The 13,795-nt window shown below is 68.6% G+C and carries 13 protein-coding genes and 1 riboswitch; of the genes, 5 read left to right on the top strand and 8 right to left on the bottom strand.

The annotated features are described in order from the left end of the window. Window positions 1-291 precede the first annotated feature (291 nt). Entirely contained in the window at window positions 292-1,194 is a 903-nt protein-coding gene (locus AC1RVY_RS23825) for a LysR family transcriptional regulator (RefSeq protein ID WP_369641814.1), read from the bottom strand. 120 nt (window positions 1,195-1,314) lie between these two features. Here AC1RVY_RS23825 and AC1RVY_RS23820 point away from each other — a divergent pair, with 120 nt between their 5' ends. Both AC1RVY_RS23820 and AC1RVY_RS23815 read left to right on the top strand, forming a co-directional pair. Next, window positions 1,315-1,956, top strand: coding sequence for an NAD(P)-dependent oxidoreductase (locus AC1RVY_RS23820; RefSeq protein WP_218341705.1), 642 nt, complete (start codon window positions 1,315-1,317; stop codon window positions 1,954-1,956). Between the two features lie 383 nt (window positions 1,957-2,339). Then, window positions 2,340-2,879 (top strand): acyloxyacyl hydrolase, encoded by a 540-nt coding sequence (locus AC1RVY_RS23815; RefSeq protein WP_492808565.1) that lies wholly within the window; start codon window positions 2,340-2,342, stop codon window positions 2,877-2,879. 159 nt (window positions 2,880-3,038) lie between these two features. On the opposite strand, the gene AC1RVY_RS23810 is transcribed toward AC1RVY_RS23815, so the two are convergent. From AC1RVY_RS23810 to AC1RVY_RS23780, 7 genes are all read right to left on the bottom strand, one after another. Next, the gene (locus AC1RVY_RS23810) at window positions 3,039-3,902 is read right to left on the bottom strand and encodes a fumarylacetoacetate hydrolase family protein (RefSeq protein WP_492808563.1); all 864 of its coding nucleotides are present in this window, start codon (window positions 3,900-3,902) and stop codon (window positions 3,039-3,041) included. A gap of 60 nt (window positions 3,903-3,962) precedes the next feature. Next, window positions 3,963-4,718: an SDR family oxidoreductase gene (locus tag AC1RVY_RS23805; protein WP_492808561.1), complete on the bottom strand. Its 756-nt coding sequence runs from the start codon at window positions 4,716-4,718 to the stop codon at window positions 3,963-3,965. Between the two features lie 55 nt (window positions 4,719-4,773). Continuing rightward, window positions 4,774-6,054, bottom strand: coding sequence for a TRAP transporter large permease (locus tag AC1RVY_RS23800; RefSeq protein ID WP_218293712.1), 1,281 nt, complete (start codon window positions 6,052-6,054; stop codon window positions 4,774-4,776). Between the two features lie 56 nt (window positions 6,055-6,110). Then, entirely contained in the window at window positions 6,111-6,710 is a 600-nt protein-coding gene (locus AC1RVY_RS23795) for a TRAP transporter small permease (protein WP_492808559.1), read from the bottom strand. A gap of 47 nt (window positions 6,711-6,757) precedes the next feature. Then, complete coding sequence (locus AC1RVY_RS23790) at window positions 6,758-7,981, bottom strand: fumarylacetoacetate hydrolase family protein (protein WP_492808558.1); 1,224 nt, start codon at window positions 7,979-7,981, stop codon at window positions 6,758-6,760. 57 nt (window positions 7,982-8,038) lie between these two features. Continuing rightward, window positions 8,039-9,820: an IlvD/Edd family dehydratase gene (locus AC1RVY_RS23785; RefSeq protein WP_492808556.1), complete on the bottom strand. Its 1,782-nt coding sequence runs from the start codon at window positions 9,818-9,820 to the stop codon at window positions 8,039-8,041. 146 nt (window positions 9,821-9,966) lie between these two features. Then, window positions 9,967-10,974: a TRAP transporter substrate-binding protein gene (locus AC1RVY_RS23780; RefSeq protein ID WP_218293717.1), complete on the bottom strand. Its 1,008-nt coding sequence runs from the start codon at window positions 10,972-10,974 to the stop codon at window positions 9,967-9,969. A gap of 217 nt (window positions 10,975-11,191) precedes the next feature. Here AC1RVY_RS23780 and AC1RVY_RS23775 point away from each other — a divergent pair, with 217 nt between their 5' ends. From AC1RVY_RS23775 to AC1RVY_RS23765, 3 genes are all read left to right on the top strand, one after another. Continuing rightward, window positions 11,192-12,124: a LysR substrate-binding domain-containing protein gene (locus AC1RVY_RS23775; protein ID WP_492808621.1), complete on the top strand. Its 933-nt coding sequence runs from the start codon at window positions 11,192-11,194 to the stop codon at window positions 12,122-12,124. 121 nt (window positions 12,125-12,245) lie between these two features. Further along, complete coding sequence (locus AC1RVY_RS23770; RefSeq protein ID WP_369641817.1) at window positions 12,246-12,728, top strand: hypothetical protein; 483 nt, start codon at window positions 12,246-12,248, stop codon at window positions 12,726-12,728. Between the two features lie 87 nt (window positions 12,729-12,815). Further along, window positions 12,816-12,996, top strand: a riboswitch (FMN riboswitch). Window positions 12,997-13,197: 201 nt separating this feature from the next. After that, entirely contained in the window at window positions 13,198-13,728 is a 531-nt protein-coding gene (locus AC1RVY_RS23765) for a 6,7-dimethyl-8-ribityllumazine synthase (RefSeq protein WP_218293719.1), read from the top strand. Window positions 13,729-13,795: the final 67 nt, after the last annotated feature.

Raw genomic sequence — 13,795 nt, 5'->3', positions numbered from 1 at the left:
CGGTCGGGTTGAAGAAAGGTCGTGGAAGCAGGTACCGGAAGGCGACTGTAGGCAGCCCGCGCGGCACGCACAACGATGGAATTTGTGGGGCGATGCGATAAAAAAATGATGGATGGAAGGATGCCGGGCGCTGCGTTCACGCCACTGCCATCCGCCACCGTGCTGCGCGCCGGCCAGGGCCGGTGAAACCAGCGCGGCCAGGCCGCCGCGTCTTCTTTTTCTTTTTTCTTTTCCCTCCTCCCACGCCGCAGGACAGGGAACGGGTCCAAAGGCGGCCCCGAGAGCCGCCCCTCAATCCGTGACGCCCGGCACCTGGCTCAGATAGCCGTGCAGCGCCGCGATGGCCTGGCGCACCTTGGCGGGCTGTGCGTCGCGCTGGGGCGTGACGGCCCAGATGTCGAGCGTGCCGAAGGACCAGTCGGGCAGCAGTCGCACCAGCTGCCCGGTCTGCAAGGCCTCGTGTGCGTCCATGCTGCCCACGAGCGCAAGGCCCAGGCCGGCCTCGCACATCTGCTGGATCGACAACTGGTTGTTGCTGGCGATGCGCGGCTCCACCCGCAGCGCGCGCGGTTCGCCCGTGGGGCTGCGCAGATCGATCAGCAGGCCGCCGCTCCCGCGCGCAAAGCCCAGCCAGCTGTGCGACAGCAGGGCGTCGGGGTCCTGCGGCACGCCATGGTTGGCCACCCACCCGGGCGAGGCGCACAGGTACCACCGCATCCCGCCCAGGCGCCGGGCAGCCCAGCTGGAGTCGGCCAGCCGCCCGTAGCGCACCGCCAGGTCGATGCGGGCGTTGATCAGGTCGATGGGCGAATCGTCCACCAGCAGCCTCAAGCGCAAGGCAGGGTGGGCGGCCAGCAGCTCACCCAGCGCGGGCGCGATGTGCCGTGCAAAGCCCACGGTGGCCGAAAGGCGCAGCTCGCCGCTGGGCGCATCGCGCGATGCCGCCAGCTCGGCGCGTGCCTGCTCGGCCGCGGCCCACATGGCGGCGCAGCGCGCGTGGTAGCGCTGGCCCGCCTCGGTGAGGGCCAGCTTGCGGGTGGAGCGGTGCAGCAGCGTCACACCGCCGTCGCTCTCCAGCCTGCGCACCTGCTGACTCACGGCCGAGGTGCTCATGCCCAGGGCGCGGGCCGCGCCGCTCATCGAGCCGTGCTGCACCACGGCGGCGAACACGGCCATGCGTTTGAGGTCTTCCATCGGTGAATTTGCTTGATCGTGAAGCTGGTCTTCAAAGTGAAGGCATTTTTAGCCCTCTAGTGCGGTCTTTGACAAGCCCATATTCTCACCCTATCGCAACTTTGAACCGAGGAACTCCCCATGAACATCGCCCTGATTGGTGCCACCGGCTTCGTCGGCTCGGCCGTGCTCGATGAACTGCTGCAGCGCGGCCACCGCGTGACCGTGCTGGCCCGCAACCCCGGCAAGCTGCCCGCGCGTGAAGGCCTGACCGTCGTCGCCGCCGACGCGCAGGATGCCGCCCAGGTCGCCAAGGCCGCCGCCGGCCACGATGCGGTGGTGAGCGCCTACAACCCCGGCTGGACCGTGCCGGACATCCATGACCAGTTCCTCAAGGGCACCCGCGCCATCATCGACGGCACCAAGCAGGCGGGTGTGCGGCGCCTGCTCGTGGTGGGCGGCGCCGGCAGCCTGTTCGTGGCGCCCGGCGTGCAACTGGTGGACACGCCCCAGTTCCCGGCGGAATGGAAGCAGGGGGCCCTGGCCGCGCGCGAGGCACTCCACTGGATCCGCACCGAAAGCACCCTGGACTGGACCTTCCTCTCGCCCCCCATCCTGCTGGCTCCCGGCGAACGCACGGGCCAGTACCGCCTGGGCACCGAAGCCCCGCTGATGAACGGCGACCAGCCCGGCGGCATCAGCGTGGCCGATCTGGCCGTGGCCATTGCCGATGAGCTGGAAACGCCGCGGCACCTGCAGCAGCGGTTCACGGTGGCGCACTGAGCCTGGGCATCCCGGCCGGCGCGGCGGCGGGCCACCGGGGGTGCGGGCGGGGGCTGCATCCCGGCCGACGGCATCTCAGCCGGTTCGCCTACAGGCGCATGGGGCCGCAGCACCTGCAGGCGGCGGGATTGATGTGTAGATTGGTGGTGCCGGCGACGCCTGCAAGCGCAGGCAGGCCGGCCGGCCACGCTGCTGCCCTTGCCGCCCACCCGGGTGCGGCGCCAGAGCAGGGCGTGTTATCCCGCCCCACTGCTGCCTGTCGGAGTACCTTCGTGCATTCGATCTCTACCGCCTTGCCACCCGTCCCCGCCCCCGCAGCATGCGGCGGGGCGCAACGTCCTCCCTCTCCCGTTTCCTGGCCGCGTACCCTGGCGCTGCTGGGAGTGTTGGGGGCACTCGCCACGGCGGCGGGTGCCCAGGATGCGGCGCTGCAGACCGCCCCCGAACCCCGGCGCATGTTCATCGACGGCGCACGCGCCGCGAGCGATGTGGGCCTGGTGTCGGTGGGGGTGCAGCTGCCATGGGAATGGCGCCGTTCCTTCCTGGGCGGCGAATTGACGGGGCACTGGGACGCCCACATCGCCCACTGGCGCGTCCCTGCGGGCTCGGCGGCGTCCGATCGCAGGCACTGGACGCAGCTGGCCCTGGTGCCCACGCTGCGGCTGCGCTTCAATGGCGGGCGTTCGGCGTGGTTCATGGAAGGCGGCATCGGCGTTTCGGTGCTGGACGGGCACTACGCGATGCGGCACAAGGCCTTCAGCACACGCTTCAATTTCACCGACCATCAGGGGATCGGCTTCAACTTTGGCGCGCGCCGCCAGCATGAGCTGATGTTGATGGTGCGCCATGTCTCCAACGGTGGCATCCGCAAGCCCAATCCCGGAGAAGATTTTGTCCAGGTGCGCTATGGACTGGCATTTTGAGCCGGTGCCTTGGTGTAGGCGGTGTCGATGCTCCTCAATTCATAGCTGCCAGGGCTTGGGTGGCGGGCGCAGGAGGCTGTTTTCGTCTCAAGGCCCCGGGGCGGTGGCGCGTGGGCTCCTGTCGGCAGCCGTGCGTGCTCCGTGCCGGGGCGCGTGCCGTCAGCCGTCGATCAGCTTCGGGTCCCACGCAAACACGGTCTGCTCCTGCTCGCCCAGCTTCTCGATGCCCAGGCGCATCACGTCGCCGGGCTTGAGGAACTGCGCCTGGGGCTTCTTGCCCATGCCCACGCCGGGCGGGGTGCCGGTGGTGATCAGGTCGCCGGGCTCCAGCGTCATGAAGCGGCTCAGGTAGCTCACCAGCTGCGCCACGGTGAAGATCATCGTGCGGGTGCTGCCGGTCTGTTGGCGCTCGCCGTTCACGTCCAGCCACATCGACAGATTCTGCGGGTCGCCCACCTCGTCGGCGCTCACCAGCCAGGGGCCGATGGGGCCGAAGGTGTCGCAGCCCTTGCCCTTGTCCCAGGTGCCGCCGCGCTCGAGCTGGTATTCGCGCTCGGAGATGTCGTTGATGGTGCAGTAGCCGGCCACGTGCTGCAGCGCGTCTGCCTCGCTCACATAGCGCGCGCGGGTGCCGATCACCACGCCCAGCTCCACCTCCCAGTCGGATTTGACCGAACCCTGCGGCAGCACCACGGGGTGGTTGCAGCCCACGGCGCAATCGACGGTCTTGGTGAAGACGATGGGCTCCTTCGGGATGGCCATGCCGGCTTCGGCCGCGTGGTCGGCGTAGTTCAGGCCGATGGCGATGAACTTGCGCATGCCCGTCCACGGCACGCCCAGGCGGCCCTGGGGCACGACGGGCAACGTGGCGGCATCGATGGCGGCCAGCGCGGCCAGGCCAGAGGGTGACAGGTTGGCGGGGCTGATGTCGGGCAGCACGCCGCTCAGGTCGCGCACCGTGCCGTCGGTGTGCAGCAGGGCGGGTTTTTCCTGGCCCTTGGGGCCGTGGCGAAGCAGCTTCATGGTTCGTAGTGGTGGAGGGGTTGGATGATGGGTGGCGCGAAACGCAGAGCGTAGATGAAATCAGTTGGACCAGCCGCCGTCGATGACCTGGGCGGTGCCCGTGGTGAACGATGACTCGTCGCTCGCCAGGTACACCGCCAGCGCGGCGATCTCCTCGGCCCGGCCCAGGCGGCCCATGGGTTGGCGTTCGACAAAGCCAGCCTCCACGGCGGCCAGGCTCTGGCCCGTGGCCGCGGCCTGCGCGGTGATGCGGTCCTGCAGCGACGGCGACATCACGGTGCCGGGGCAGATGGCATTGCAGCGGATGCCCTGGGCCACGAAGTCGGCGGCCACCGACTTGGTCAGGCCCACGACCGCCGCCTTGGTGGTGCCGTAGACGAACCGCCGGGGCGCCCCTTTGATACTGCCCGCCACCGAGGCCACGTTGATGATGGACCCGGCGCCGCGCGCCAGCATGCCGGGCAGGAACGCCCGGATGGTTCGAAACTGCGCGCGCACGTTCAGATCGAACGCGAAGTCCCACTCGTCGTCCGTGCAGTCGAGCACACTGCCCGCGTGCACAAAGCCCGCGCCGTTGAACAGCACATCCACCGGCCCCACGGCCGCTGCGGCATCGCGCACGGCCTGGGCCTGGGTCACGTCCAGCACGCGGGTCTCGCAGCCGGTGTCGCGCCGCAGGTCGGCCAGCAAGGCGGCGTTGATGTCGGTGGCGATCACCCGGGCGCCCTGGGCCGCGAAGGCAATGGCGGTGGCGCGGCCGATGCCCTGGCCGGCGGCGGTGAGAAAGGCGGTCTTGCCTGCAAGTCGGTGTGTCATGGAATGCGGGGCGTGAAGAGTGGGTGGGAGTGCTCTGCGGCAGGGGTGGGCGCCGTCAGCCCGTGAACCAGCGCAGCGGCGCCAGCACCGTCTGCGGAAAGATCACCATGATGAACATCACCGCGAACTCGGCCGCCATGAAGGGCAGCACGCCGCGCGTCACCTCGTCCATCTTCATGCGCCCCACACCGGCCACCACGTTCAGGATGGTGCCCACCGGCGGCGTGACCAGGCCGATGGAGTTGTTGATGATGAACAGCACGCCGAAGTACACCGGGTCGATGCCCGCGGCCTTGATCACGGGCATCAGCACGGGGGTCAGGATCAGGATGGTGGGCGTCATGTCCATCGCCGTGCCCACCAGCATCACCAGCACCATGATCGCGATGAGCAGCAGCGTCTGGTTGCCCATGAAGGGCTTGAGCAGCTCCACCATCTGCGCGGGCAGGTTGGCCACGGTGATGAGCCACGACGACACCATGGCCGCCGCCACGAGGAACATCACCACCGCCGTGGTCTTGGCCGCGGTGGTGAAGATGGGCAGCAGCGCGCGCAGCGGCAGCTCGCGGTAGATCACGCTGGCCACGAACAGCGAATACACCGCCGCGACCACCGCGGCCTCGGTCGGTGTGAACACGCCCATGCGCAGGCCCACCAGGATGAACACCGGCAAGGTCAGCGCCCACACCGACTCCCGCGCGGTGCGCCAGACTTCGGCTGCAGTCTTCTTCTCCGGCATGGCCAGCACCTCCTTGCGGCCCACCCACCACCAGGTCACGGCCAGGCCCACGCCGATCATGATGCCCGGCACGATGCCCGCGATGAACAGCTTGCTGATCGACACGTTGGCCGCCACGCCGAAGATCACGAAACCGATGCTCGGCGGAATGATGGGCCCGATGACGCCCGAGGCCGCGATCAGCCCGCCCGACACCTCCTTCTTGTGCCCGGCCTTGACCATCATCGGCAGCAGCAGCGCCGTGAGCGCCGCCGCATCGGCCACGGCCGAGCCCGACAGCGACGACAGCAGGCAGGCGGCCAGGATCACCACATAGCCCAGGCCTCCCTTCACATGCCCCACCAGCGCCAGCGCGAAGTTCACGATGCGCTGCGACAGCCCGCCCACGTTCATGATCTCGCCGGCCAGCATGAAGAAGGGCACGGCCAGCAGCGGAAAGCTGTCGGCGCCATTGATGAAGTTCTGCGCCAGGATCTGCGCGTCGAACAGATCGAGTTGCCACATCAGCGCGACGCCGGCGGCCAGCAGTGCATACGCGATGGGAATGCCCAGCGCCATGGTGCCGATGAGGGCCCCCAGAAAAATCAGCACGGTCATGTGTTGTCTCCGTTATTTTTGATGTGCCATCTGTGCGTGCGTGCATGCTTACTTGCTCACTCGCCGCGCTGCTTCGGCGCCTGGCCCAGGGCTCGTGCGGCCGCATCTTCGCGCGCCAGTTCAGCCTGCAGGGCTTCGAGCTCCGCCTGTTCTTCGGATTCCTTGACCATCACCAGTTCGTCCTCGCTGGCCTTGCCGGTCAGCACGCGCAGCAACTGCAGCGTCAGCAGGAAGCCGGCGCACACCGAGAACACCACGCCCGAGGCATAGAAGATGGCCATCGATGCGCCGGTGACCGGGGCCTCCACATCCCAGTTGATCTTCATCTGCTGCCAGCTGCCGTCGAAGAACAGCCAGGTGATGTAGAGCATCAGCACATGGCCCAGCGCCATGCAGGCTTTCTTGCCCCGCACAGACAGGCGCGACACCAGCATGTCGGTGCCCAGGTGCGCGTTCTCCTTGATGGCCGCCACCGCGCCCAGGAAGGTGATCCACACGAAGAGCCAGCGCGACAGCTCCTCGCTGACGGCGATGCCGGAGTTGAAGACGTAGCGCAGCACCACGTTGCCGAACACCAGCACCACCATGGCGGCCAGCGCCAGCGCGATGAAGAGGTTGATGGCCCGGACGTAGCGGTCGATGAAGGTATTGAGCATGCTGGGGTCTCCGTGGATGGCGGGCCGGTCTGGTTTTTTTGAGGCGTTCAGAGCGCCGCGCCCTGCAGCAGCCCGCGCGCGGCCAGGTTGGCGATGAAGGCCCGCAGGCCGAAGCGCCAGGGCGGCGCGCTCTCGCTGTGCGTCACGGTGTTGTGCAGCGCGCCCAGCCAGGCGCTCTGGATCGTGACCACGTCGCCCAGCTTGTGGGTGAAGCCGCCGCCGGGCTGGTCGCGGTCTTCGATGGGCGCGAACAGCGTGCCCAAAAACAGCATGAAGCCGTCCGGGTACTGGTGCGCCGCCAGCGTCTGGGCCACCAGGTCGGCCGGGTCGCGGCTGATGCTGGCCATGGTGTTGATGCCCCGCAGCGTGAAGCCGTCGGTGCCCGCCACGCGCAGGTGCACGGTCTCGGCGCGCACCTGGTGCAGCCCGAAGCCCGCGTCGAACAGCCGGATGAAGGGGCCGATGGCGCACGAGGCGTTGTTGTCCTTGGCCTTGCCCAGCAGCAGCGCGCTGCGGCCCTCGATGTCGCGCAGGTTCACATCGTTGCCCAGCGTGGCGCCCACGATGGCGCCACGGCTGTTGACGGCCAGCACCACCTCGGGCTCGGGGTTGTTCCAGGCCGAATCGGCGCGGATGCCGATCTCCTCGCCCGTGCCCACCGCTGCGAGCACCGGCGCCTTGGTGAAGACCTCGGCGTCGGGGCCGATGCCCACTTCAAGGTACTGCGACCACAGGCCCTTGCCTTGCAGCAGTGCTTTCAAGGCCATCGCCTGCTCGGAGCCGGGACGGATGTCGGCCAGGCTCTCGCCGATGAGCCCCACCACCTGGCTGCGCAGGCCCTGGGCCCGGGCCGCGTCGCCGCGCGCCTGCTCTTCGATCACGCGCTCGATCAGGCTGGCCGCGAAGGTCACGCCAGCCGCCTTGACCACCTGCAGATCGCAGGGGGCCAGCAGCCAGGGGCGGGACGTGTCGCGCACGCCATGCTGGCCGGTTTGGCTGTTGGCCAGCAGTTCGTCCACGCTGCACAGGTACTGGCCCTCGGCGGCTCGCACTGCCTCGGTGGGCGCGGGCGTGTCCAGCAGCGTGCTCATGGTGGGGTAGTGCCGGCTCAGGTCGAACACGCCACCGGTGCGCAGGGCCACCACCGCCGGGCCGGGCACGGCGCCGTGCACCCAGGCGCGGCCGACCAGGGTGCCGGCCAGGCCGTCGTCGGGAAGAATGTGGGCGCGCGCCGCCCCACCGGCCGCTGTGGCCGCTGTCGTTTCACTCATGGGAGTTCCTTGGAAAAGGGTTCTGAATCGGTGCCGCGCCCGCCCAGGCGCAGCGTCTCAATGGTTGTGGCGCGGCGTGTGTTCGGAAATGCGCCGGTAGTCCAGCGCAAAGTCGAGCGTCGCGCCATCCACCAGCTGGCCGGTCTTCTCGCGGTACAGCGCTTCCCAGGGCGACTGGCTCCTGGGGATGGGCGGCGCCGGCAGTTCGCGGCGGCGGCGCTCGATCTCCTCGGGGGCCACCAGCGCGTCGCACCGGCCGGCGTTCAGGTCGATGCGGACCATGTCGCCGCTGTGCAGCCAGGACAGGCCCCCGCCCATTGCGCTTTCGGGCGAGACGTTCAAAATCGACGGGCTGTCGGCCGTGCCCGACTGGCGCCCGTCGCCCAGCGTGGGCAGCGTGTTGATGCCGCGGCGGATCAGCGCGTCGGGCGGCTGCATGTTGACCACCTCGGCCGAGCCGGGCCAGCCGATGGGGCCCGCGCCGCGCATCACCAGGATGCAGCCTTCGTCGATGCCGAGCGACGGGTCGTTGATGCGTGCGTGGTAGTCGTCCGCGCCTTCGAACACCACGGCGCGTGCTTCGAAGATGCCTTCCGCGCCCGGTTGGCTCAGGTAGCGCTGGCGGAAGGACTCGGAGATCACCGATGTCTTCAGGATGCCGAAGTCGAAGAGGTTGCCGTGCAGCACCAGGAAGCCGGCTTTTTCCATCAGCGGTGCGTCGAAGGGGAAGATCACCTCGCGGTCGCGCGTCTCGCGGCCCTGCAGGTTGTCGGCCAGGGCCTTGCCGGTCACGCTCAAGGCATCGGCATGCAGGCGGCCCGCCTGCTGCAGCTCCCACATCAGCGCGGGCACGCCCCCGGCGCGGAAGAACCTCTCGCCCAGGTATTTGCCGGCGGGCTGCATGTTCAGCAGCAGGGGCAGGTCGTAGGCATGCTGCGTCCAGTCCTCGGCGCGCAGGTCCACGCCCGCGTGGCGCGCCATGGCCATGATGTGCACCTGCGCGTTGCTGCTGCCCCCGGCCACGCTGACCACGGCCAGCGCGTTGAGAAAACTCTCGCGGGTGAGGATGCGCGAGGGGCGCAGGTCCTCGTAGGCCATCTCCACGATGCGCCGCCCGGTCTCGTACGCCATCTGCCCGCGTTCGCGGTAGGGCGCCGGAATGGCGGCGCAGCCCGGCAGCGAGAGGCCCAGCGCCTCGGCCACCGCGTTCATGGTGGACGCCGTGCCCATGGTGTTGCAGTGGCCGGCCGACGGCGCGCTACTGCAGGCGCGCTGCAGGAATTCTTCCTCGTCGATGTCGCCCGCGGCCAGCTGGCGGCGGCTGCGCCAGATCACGGTGCCCGAGCCCACCAGTTCGCCGTCATGCCAGCCGTCCAGCATGGGGCCGCCCGAGAGCACGATGGCCGGGATGTCCACCGTGGACGCCGCCATGATGCCGGCCGGGGTCGTCTTGTCGCAGCCGGTGGTCAGCACCACCGCGTCGATGGGGTAGCCGTACAGGATCTCCACCAGCCCCAGGTAGGCCAGGTTGCGGTCCAGCGCGGCGGTGGGGCGGCGGCAGTTCTCGAAGATGGGGTGCACCGGAAACTCCATCGGGATGCCCCCGGCGTCGCGGATGCCCTCGCGCACGCGCCGCGCCAGGTCCACATGGATGCGGTTGCAGGGCGACAGGTCGCTGCCGGTCTGCGCGATGCCGATGATGGGGCGGCCCGAGCGCAGCTCCTCGGGCGTGAGCCCGTAGTTCATGAAGCGTTCGAGGTAGAGCGCGGTCATGTCCGAGCGTGCGGGGTCGGCAAACCACTCGCGGGAGCGGAAGGGGCGGCGGGGTGTTTTGGTCATGGATCGCGATGTGTCAGCAGGCGGGAAGGGCGCTGCAACAGGGGTTGGCATGTTTGACTCGAACCACAAACCGTTCGGGCTGAGCCCGTCGAAGCCTCGCGCGGCGCTTCGGCCGCTCGGTGAACGGTTGTGGCGGAGCAGAAAAGTTACTTGCCGCCCCGCACCTTGGCAAGTTCGGCGTTCATCTCGCCGGTGGTTTCCTCGCCGAATTCCTTGGCGTACTTGGCCAGCACCGGCTGCAGCTTGGTGCGCATCTTGGCCTGCTCGGCCGGGGCCAGCTCGGTCACCTGCATGCCCACTTTCTTGAGCTCGCCCAGCGCCTTGTCGCTGAACGCGCGGATGGTCTTGCGCTCGAACAGGGTGGCTTCGCGCGCGGCGTCCTGCACGATCTTTTGCTCCTGCGCCGACAGGCCGTCCCAGGTCTTCTTGGACATGAGCAACACCCAGGCGCTGTACATGTGGCGCGACAGCACCAAGTGCTTTTGCACTTCATAGAACTTGCTCGACAGGATGGTGGCGGGCGGGTTCTCTTGCCCATCGACCGCCGCCTGCTCCATGGCCGAGTACAGCTCGGTGAAGGGCATGGGCGTGGCGTTGGCACCCAGGGCGTTGAAGGTGTCCAGGAACAGCGGGCTCTGGATCACGCGCAGCTTCAGGCCCGCCAGGTCTTCCGCCTTGGTGATGGCGCGGCGCGAGTTGGTCACGTGGCGAAAGCCGTTCTCCCAGAAGCCCAGGCCCACCAGGCCCTTTTCGGGCAGCTTGGCCAGCAGCTTCTGGCCGAACGGGCCGTCGAGCACCGCGTCGGCCTCCTGCTCGTTGTTGAAAGTGAGCGGCAGGTTCAGCACGCCGAAGGGCTTGATCAGCGCCATCAGCGTGGAGCTGTCGGGCACCGTCATCTCCAGCGTGCCGCCGCGCAGTGCCGAGGTCATGCTCACGTCGTTGCCCAGGGAGCCGCTGGCGTACAGCTTGGCCACCAGCTTGCCGCCGCTCTTGGCCGAGAGCTGCTCGGCAAAATGCTTGACGGCCTGCGCCTGGGGGTGGTCGTCGTTCAGGCCGATGCCGACCTTGAACACGTGGTCCTTGATCTGCGCCGACACGGGTGCGGCCACGGCGGCCAGGATCGTGGCCGCCAGGGCCAGGGCTTTGAATTGCATGGTGTTTGTCTCCGGATATGGAATGGCTGGGGCACGGTGGGGCACGGCCAAAAAAAGCGGTCCACCGGCGCCATCGGGTCTCTGCGGGACCCTCCCGACGCAGGCGAGAGATTAGGTTTCGCGGGGCGCGGGGTCCACTCACTTTTTTGCTAGCATCCATTCCAAATGCTGATGACTTGCCGTGGCCTCCACCCCCGTGTCGGGTAAACCCCTGTCGATGGCGCAGGCCTGCGCGCGGCTGCGCTTTCGGCACCTGCAGTTCCTGGACATCCTGGGCCAGACGCGCAACCTGCGCCTGACGGCCGAGCAGATGCACATCACGCAGCCGGCGGCCACCAAGATCCTGATGGACATCGAGGACATCCTGGAGGCGCGGCTCTTCGAGCGCCTGTCGCGCGGCATGCGGCCCAACGAACTGGGCCTGTTCACGCTGCGCTACGCCGCCAGCGCGCTCGCCGGCCACCGCAAGTTCGTCGATGAGTTCAATGCGCTCAAGGAGGGCGGCCACGGCCACCTGGCGATCGGCGCCATCACGGGATCGGCCGCGCACGTGCTGACGGCGTCGGTGGCCGAGATCCAGCGCCTGCGCCCGCTGCTGGTGCTCAAGGTGCTGGAGCAAAGCAGCGACCAGCTGATCGTGTGGCTGGCAGAGCGCAAGATCGACCTGATGATCGGCCGCTTCACCGACGACGCGCACCGCACGCAATTCCACTACGAACACCTGTCCAGCGAGCCGCTGCTGGTGGTGGGCGGCCTGCACCACCCCCTGCGCGGCGCGCGCGACCTGGACATGGCCGAGCTGTCGCACTGGCCGTGGATCCTGTACCCCGCGTCCACCGCGGTGCGCAAGGTGTCGGACGACATCTTCGGGCGGAGCGGCCTGGCACTCGGCTCGGGCGTGGTGGAGACCCCGTCGTTCCTGTTCGCGCTGGAGATGATGCAGGCCACCGACATGCTGTCGCTGCAGCCCCAGGCGCTGGTGGAGCGCTACATCGCCAAGGGCCTGCTGGCCCGCATCCCCGTGGACCTGCCGGACCGCATGCCCGACTACGGCCTCATCACCCGGCTGGGGGAGCCGCCCACGCCCGCCATGCAGGCCTTCACAGACGTGCTTCGCGAGGTGGCGAACCCGGTGACCGATGCGCCGTGACGGGGGCTGGCGCCGGTCGCCATCAATAACCAGCGGTTATTGAAAATGCATGCTCCCGCCTCCGTGCCGGGGCCGTTATGCTCTGCGCCCTTTCCCTGAATCTTCTGCGACCCTTTTCCCCATGCAAGACACCCCCGACACGCCCGACACCATCCAGGAGCCTCGCCGTTGGAGCGACGGCCAATGGACCGCGCAGGTCATCAAGAACGAAGACGACGACGGCTGGGCCGTGTCCATGACGCTGCGGGGCGAGGCCGAGCCCGCGCTGGTGGGGCCCTGGACCATGGGACGCGACAAGAAGAACCCCAAGCCGCTCGATGTCTCGGCCTTCCACACCCTGGTCAAGACCGCCAGCGAGGTGCTGCGCCGCCACGAGCAGCAGTTGCATGCACAGCTCCACAAGAACGTCGCGGTCACGGTCAATGGCCAGCGCCTGCGCGTGCAACTGGCCATCGTGCCCGACGAAGAGGGCGCCACGGCCACCCTGAGCGCCCAGGATGAACTGGGCGAGGAACTGGCGCGCGTGCCCGTGCAGCCCACGTTCAAGCTCACGCCCGCCAGTGCCACCGCCTGGGCCGAAGCCGGGTTCGAACGGCCCCGCTGACGGTGCAGGCAATCGCCTGGGCGACGGCCCGCCCCGCGGGTAACCCCTAGAATCGCGCCGCTGGCCTCCACAGCTTGTGGGGGCCGGCAGCGTTCTCAGGGCGGGGCGGAATTCCCCACCGGCGGTATCTGCGGGTGGCTGTTGCTACAGCCGCACCGCAGCAGCCCGCGAGCGCCCGGGCCGCGCCAGGCATGGCGGCGGCCCGGGGTCAGCAGATCTGGTGCGATGCCAGAGCCGACGGTCACAGTCCGGATGAAAGAGATCGCGAAGCCATGGCCGCCCATCGGGATGGGTGCCCGTGTGCAGTGGTGCGGGTGTTCGCTGGTGCGGGCGGGCGGGCGCGGTTTGCCGTGCGCGCCGCCGTGCGGCTGCCCGGGCCCGGCGCGCGGGTGCCTGCTTGCCGTTGTGGTGTGCCTTGTTCGCGCGCGCCCTGATTCTGGTAATCCTTTTCTTTGCTACGAGAAAATCCATGAATCAGTCCTTCCATTCCCACCATGCCGCCGCTGCCAATGCCGAACAAGGCCGTGCAGACTCCGCGCGCCGCAGCGAACGCGTTGCGGTCATCTGCGCCGGCTGGCACCGGGACATCGTCCACCAGGCCCGCGACGCCGCCGTGGCGGAGTTCGCCCGCAACGGCCTGGCTGCGAGCCAGATCGAGCAGTTCGAGGTGCCTGGCGCCTTCGAGATCCCGCTGCTGGCCAAGCGCCTGGCGCAAAGCGGCCGCTACGACGCCATCGTGGCCTGTGCGCTGGTGGTCAACGGCGGCATCTACCGCCACGAGTTCGTGACCACCGCCGTCATCGACGGCCTGATGCGCGTGCAGCTGGACACCGAGGTGCCCGTGATGTCCGCCGTGCTCACGCCGCGTGACTTCCACGAGCATGAAGACCATCTGAAGTTCTTCCGCGAGCATTTCGTGAAGAAGGGCACGGAGGTGGCCGACGCGTGCCTGCGCACCATGGCGCAGTTCAAGGCGCTGGAAGCGGCGCACGGCGACTGACCAGCCCCCATGGGGGGGCTGGCGCGCTGGCGGGGCCGCGCGCCATGGCACCGGAACAGGCTCAGGT

It is taken from the genome of Acidovorax sp. GW821-FHT11A03, from assembly GCF_058809075.1.
Note: the sequence above shows the minus strand (reverse complement) of the source record. Positions and strands in the feature narration are given on the sequence as shown.

Bases quoted from the DNA above. Each gene is read 5' to 3' on its own strand.
- AC1RVY_RS23825 (WP_369641814.1), bottom strand. From the start codon at position 1,194: ATGGAAGACCTCAAACGCATGGCCGTGTTCGCCGCCGTGGTGCAGCAC.
- AC1RVY_RS23820 (WP_218341705.1), top strand. From the start codon at position 1,315: ATGAACATCGCCCTGATTGGTGCCACCGGCTTCGTCGGCTCGGCCGTG.
- AC1RVY_RS23810 (WP_492808563.1), bottom strand. From the start codon at position 3,902: ATGAAGCTGCTTCGCCACGGCCCCAAGGGCCAGGAAAAACCCGCCCTG.
- AC1RVY_RS23805 (WP_492808561.1), bottom strand. From the start codon at position 4,718: ATGACACACCGACTTGCAGGCAAGACCGCCTTTCTCACCGCCGCCGGC.
- AC1RVY_RS23800 (WP_218293712.1), bottom strand. From the start codon at position 6,054: ATGACCGTGCTGATTTTTCTGGGGGCCCTCATCGGCACCATGGCGCTG.
- AC1RVY_RS23795 (WP_492808559.1), bottom strand. From the start codon at position 6,710: ATGCTCAATACCTTCATCGACCGCTACGTCCGGGCCATCAACCTCTTC.
- AC1RVY_RS23790 (WP_492808558.1), bottom strand. From the start codon at position 7,981: ATGAGTGAAACGACAGCGGCCACAGCGGCCGGTGGGGCGGCGCGCGCC.
- AC1RVY_RS23785 (WP_492808556.1), bottom strand. From the start codon at position 9,820: ATGACCAAAACACCCCGCCGCCCCTTCCGCTCCCGCGAGTGGTTTGCC.
- AC1RVY_RS23780 (WP_218293717.1), bottom strand. From the start codon at position 10,974: ATGCAATTCAAAGCCCTGGCCCTGGCGGCCACGATCCTGGCCGCCGTG.
- AC1RVY_RS23775 (WP_492808621.1), top strand. From the start codon at position 11,192: ATGGCGCAGGCCTGCGCGCGGCTGCGCTTTCGGCACCTGCAGTTCCTG.
- AC1RVY_RS23770 (WP_369641817.1), top strand. From the start codon at position 12,246: ATGCAAGACACCCCCGACACGCCCGACACCATCCAGGAGCCTCGCCGT.
- AC1RVY_RS23765 (WP_218293719.1), top strand. From the start codon at position 13,198: ATGAATCAGTCCTTCCATTCCCACCATGCCGCCGCTGCCAATGCCGAA.